The sequence below is a fragment of the Chitinispirillales bacterium genome, assembly GCA_031254455.1.
In the GTDB taxonomy this organism is placed as follows: Bacteria; Fibrobacterota; Chitinivibrionia; order Chitinivibrionales; family Chitinivibrionaceae; genus WRFX01.
The window spans coordinates 1-4,309 of record JAIRUI010000062.1 but is presented as its reverse complement, the minus strand read 5'-3'; the positions used below and the strand labels follow the sequence as shown (position 1 = coordinate 4,309).

The 4,309-nt window shown below is 37.2% G+C and carries 7 protein-coding genes; all 7 read right to left on the bottom strand.

What is annotated here, in order from left to right; translation table 11 throughout:
- Positions 1 to 73 (bottom strand): IS1595 family transposase (locus tag LBH98_04355; GenBank protein MDR0303991.1); only part of this gene is annotated, 73 nt, incomplete at its 3' end.
- The gene (locus LBH98_04350) at positions 45 to 434 is read right to left on the bottom strand and encodes a rhamnan synthesis F family protein (protein ID MDR0303990.1); all 390 of its coding nucleotides are present in this window, start codon (positions 432 to 434) and stop codon (positions 45 to 47) included. The genes LBH98_04355 and LBH98_04350, both read right to left, overlap by 29 nt.
- Before the next feature lie 54 nt (positions 435 to 488).
- A complete protein-coding gene (rsmA, locus tag LBH98_04345; protein MDR0303989.1) occupies positions 489 to 1,277 on the bottom strand; it encodes a 16S rRNA (adenine(1518)-N(6)/adenine(1519)-N(6))-dimethyltransferase RsmA in 789 nt (262 codons plus the stop codon).
- 21 nt (positions 1,278 to 1,298) lie between these two features.
- Positions 1,299 to 2,495, bottom strand: coding sequence for a bifunctional phosphopantothenoylcysteine decarboxylase/phosphopantothenate--cysteine ligase CoaBC (coaBC, locus tag LBH98_04340; protein ID MDR0303988.1), 1,197 nt, complete (start codon positions 2,493 to 2,495; stop codon positions 1,299 to 1,301).
- Positions 2,476 to 2,706, bottom strand: a complete 231-nt coding sequence (locus tag LBH98_04335) for a DNA-directed RNA polymerase subunit omega (protein ID MDR0303987.1) — start codon at positions 2,704 to 2,706, stop codon at positions 2,476 to 2,478. Before LBH98_04335 ends, coaBC begins: the two co-directional genes overlap by 20 nt.
- Before the next feature lie 23 nt (positions 2,707 to 2,729).
- Positions 2,730 to 3,614 carry a YicC family protein gene (locus LBH98_04330; GenBank protein MDR0303986.1) on the bottom strand — a complete coding sequence of 295 codons (885 nt, stop codon included), beginning with the start codon at positions 3,612 to 3,614 and terminating at the stop codon, positions 2,730 to 2,732.
- A gap of 163 nt (positions 3,615 to 3,777) precedes the next feature.
- Complete coding sequence (locus LBH98_04325) at positions 3,778 to 4,155, bottom strand: hypothetical protein (protein ID MDR0303985.1); 378 nt, start codon at positions 4,153 to 4,155, stop codon at positions 3,778 to 3,780.
- Positions 4,156 to 4,309 lie beyond the last annotated feature (154 nt).

The window sequence follows — 4,309 nt, the reverse complement described above, 5'->3', positions numbered from 1 at the left end:
TAGCTTCTATATCCAAACAAAATATCTTTAGAATCTCCCTAAATTTATGCTCTGAAATTCTTGAACGAATTATATATTTGTTTTCCATTGTCCCTCCTAGTATTACAACAAAATAATTTTTGTTTAACTAGGATTGAACCTTTGATTATATAATCATAGTCTTCAAGATTAACCGAATTGAGAACCGTAATAAAAGGGAAAATGTCCGCACCGATATTTTTAACGATAATAAATTTAGCGTCCGGCTTGAAAGACAAGAATTTTTGTTTTATTTCGTCGTTGCAATCGCTGACGGTAATGAATAAAGAATAATTATACCGCTCTAAAGCGGATTTTATTTTTTCTGCAAATATGTCAAATTGTTCTTCATAAAAGAGATGTAAATGTACCAATATTTTTTTCATGTTAAAAGAAAATAATATCTGCGCAAACATTTCGCCAAACAAAATTTGAAAACACATAAAGAAGGGAATTACACAATTTTTCTTTCACGATTTTCCGCTCAAATACAAATTCACCCAATCGTCGTCGCTTAATTCTTCGGCGCGGATATTTTCACTGAAATTTAATTTTACAAAAACGTTTTTCGCAAATTCTTTTGACGGAAATTCGCTTGAAATAACGCTTAGTAATTTTTTTCGTCTTTGCGAATATCCCAAACTCACAAATTCAAAAAAACCGTCCCATTCGTCTCGGGAAATTCTTGCGGTTTTTTGCGTATTTATATCAAGTTTAATAACTGCGGAATGTACTTTCGGAGCGGGAAAAAACGCTCCGGGCGGTACGGTGCAGATTTTTTTGACATCGGCAAAGTACCGGCACATAATTGATAAAAACCCTATTTCTTTTCCTTTAGGCGATGCGCAAATTCTATCGGCGACTTCCCTTTGAAGCATACAAACGATGGATTTTAGCCGCGGACTTTCAAAAAGCAGTTTTTTTATGATTAAATTACCGACGTTATACGGCAAATTCCCTGCGACAAAAAAATCGCCGACTATTTTCGAATAATCAAATTTTGCCGCGTCGTCGTTGTAAATTGTAAAATTTCGGCGGTCTGCAAATTCGTTTTCTATAAATTCCACCATATCTCTGTCGGCTTCAATCATAACGAAATTAAAATTTTTGTCTATAAGTTTTTTAGATAATGCGCCTTTTCCCGGTCCGATTTCAACAAGCGTATCGCCCGATTTTGCGTCAAGTGAATTTACGATTTTGTCTATGTAGCGCTGCGAAATTAAGAAATTTTGCCCGAACTGTTTTTTTGGCGCGATCATCGGTCGTTTCTCTGACTATTTCTACAATAATTCTAAAATTTTTGCCGCAGAAACTGTTTTGCTTTGTTTATCAAATTCAAAAATTTGTTCGTCCTTGCGGATTATTGTTATTTTGGAACAATCTTTTCCTAAGGCGTCGTCGGCATCGTTGAACACGCATAAATCGGCATTTTTTTGACTCATCTTTTGAATCGCACGCTCAATGCCGCCGTTCGTTTCAAGTGAAAAGACGACCAATTTCTGTTCGGTTTTCTTTTTTTTGCCGATTTCTTTAGCGATGTCGGGATTTTTTATTAAATTTATCGTATATTGTGCGTTATTTTCACGAGAAATTTTTTCGCTTGAAACGTTTTCAACTCGAAAATCGCCGACAGCCGCCGCCATGACGACAATATCGCAGTCGGGAAGATTTTTCATCATCGCGTCACGCATTTGCGATGCGGTATTAACTTTTATCAATTCGATTCCCGTCGGTAATTTTGCAGATGCCGGTCCTGAGACGACGACGACTTTAGCGCCGGCGAATATCGCCGCTCTTGCAAGCGCCGCTCCCATTTTTCCGCTTGAAGAATTTGTTATCGAACGAACTGCGTCTATAGGCTCGACAGTAGGTCCGGAAGCGATACAGATTGTTTTTTGGGCGAATTTTCCAAATAAATCGGTATTTTGCAAAGCAAGAGTTACATATTCGGCAATGTCGTCCGGCTCTATCATTCTTCCAGCGCCGACTGCGCCGCACGCCAATTCTCCGGCTGCCGTAGGAAGCGCTATAATTCCACGGTTTTTAAGTTTTTTAATATTTGCCTGTGTCGCGGCGTTTTCCAGCATCGCCGTATTCATAGCCGGAACCACGACTATAGGACAAGTCAGTGATAGAAATGTCGTAGAAAGGAGATTGTCGGCAATTCCGTGAGCCATTTTTGCGATGGAATTTGCCGTTGCGGGAGCTAAAACAAATACGTCCGCCCATTCATTCAGCCGAATATGGTTCATATCATAATCAATGCTGTCGTCGCTGTAAACCGGAAAACCGGAAAGTGTTTTTAATGTATCCGTTGCGACTAATTTTTTTGCGGAATTTGTAAGAATAACTTTTACGTTGTGTCCTCTTTTTTTGAGAATACGAACAAGGAACGGAATTTTATACGCCGAAATTCCTCCCGATATTCCTAAAAGAATATTTTTTGAATTGGAATTTTCAGCCGATAGCTTCGTCATCCGTTTCGACTACTTTTCCGTCAAATACACGTTGAAGAGCGACGGAAATCGGTTTTTCTCCACCCAATTCCGTACCTGCGATTCTTTGCTGGTCGTTAAGCCATCTTGCTTCTTTTGCAACCATCAAGACCGCTTTGTAGCGGCTGATTCCTCGTTCTTTTTCAAGTTTGTCGAGGTCCATTTCATATTGCGCGTCGCTGATTCTACTCACAAATCCCTCCTTTTTATTTTTATTTACAATAAGTTCAATGATTGTTCCCGCATTTGCTCCGCCGTATCTTTCATAGACACGACGACGCCGGCGATTGCGGCGTCGTTTGCTTTGGAGCCTATGGTGTTTATTTCACGATTTATTTCCTGCAACCAAAATCCGAGCCTTTTCCCGATAGAACACTCATTTTCTATCAAGTTTTTTGTCGCTGAAATATGTGTTTTAAGTCGTGTAATTTCCTCTGTAATATCAATTTTCTCAATCGTCAAAATAACTTCCAAAGAAATTCTTTGCTCGTCTATACCGTCTTTCCTGAGCAAATCGATCGCCGTATTCAGTTTGTTTTTGTATTTTTCAATGCGCTGCGGAGCGTAACTTTCTATTTTGCAAAGGTTCTCGTCGATTAAGTTGAGCGATTTCAACAAAAATTCACACAACGCGTCTCCTTCGCGTTTCCTTTCTATTATCAATAAATCGGTTACATTTTCTACGACTTCAAAAACCTCTTTCGACAATTCGTCCACCGAATATTCTTTTGGCTTTGAAACGATAATGTCTTTAGTGAAAGGCGTCAAAAAACGCATAAAATCGGAAAAATCCGCTGTTTTTTGGCAAGATTTCGCTAATTTGTCAAATAAATTCACGTATTGTGAGAATGACTTCTCGTCAAAATCTATGTTCGTTTCTTCGCTTGCCGCCTCAAAACTTAGGTTTATATTTATGCTTCCTCTTTCCAATTTATCTGCAATATATTTACGGATTTGCAATTCCAAAGGATTGAAAATTCTCGGCATACGACACTGAATTTCTATAAAACGACTGTTTACAGCCTTAATTTCTACAGAATATTTTCCGCTTGCAAAACTTCGCTCAAAGCGTCCGTATCCCGTCATACTTTGTGAAAACATTAAAACTCCTAAGAAACTTTGCGAAAATACGTTACGCCGAAATAAATGTGTAAAATATTTTTAATTTCGCAGGTAATTTTCGGGAATTATATACGCCGTCTTCACCAAATATTCAGTAATCATATTGAATATTCATCCCGTTTAATAAAATTGTTTTCATGTTTTAACTTCGCAGTATCTCAAATTCTTCAATTATTTTTTTATTATACGCTTTCCAACCGTCTCTGAAATCTCTACTTGAAGCGGAAATAAAATCAGCCATTTTCTCTGAATTTAATTTGGGAAGCAAATCTTTCAAATTCCCGTCATATTTTATAGAATATCCTGAATAAAACGTGCAGTCGGGATTGGGATAATATATGAAATTCGGCTCTTTATTCATAGGAGAAAATATTATTTTTTCACCAAAACTCGTATCTAAACCTTGGCTTCTGCCGAATGCATACCAAGCAACTATATTAGGTTTCCCGTTGTCTCTTTTATCAAGTTCGTGTTTTATTGACAATAAATAATCATATGCAAACGAATAATTTGTTTTCATTTCGTTTTCCGGTATAATTCGGGTTTTATTATTTATTTTAGGTTCAATCCTAGTTAAACAAAAATTATTTTGTTGTAATACTCGGAGGGACAATGGAAAACAAATATATAATTCGTTCAAGAATTTCAGAGCATAAATTTAGGGAGATTCTAAA

What these genes read in the sequence shown, in the direction of transcription:
- coaBC (MDR0303988.1), bottom strand. Translation starts at nt 2,495, where the DNA reads ATGACGAAGCTATCGGCTGAAAATTCCAATTCAAAAAATATTCTTTTA.
- LBH98_04325 (MDR0303985.1), bottom strand. Translation starts at nt 4,155, where the DNA reads ATGAAAACAAATTATTCGTTTGCATATGATTATTTATTGTCAATAAAA.
- rsmA (MDR0303989.1), bottom strand. Translation starts at nt 1,277, where the DNA reads ATGATCGCGCCAAAAAAACAGTTCGGGCAAAATTTCTTAATTTCGCAG.
- LBH98_04330 (MDR0303986.1), bottom strand. Translation starts at nt 3,614, where the DNA reads ATGTTTTCACAAAGTATGACGGGATACGGACGCTTTGAGCGAAGTTTT.
- LBH98_04350 (MDR0303990.1), bottom strand. Translation starts at nt 434, where the DNA reads ATGTTTGCGCAGATATTATTTTCTTTTAACATGAAAAAAATATTGGTA.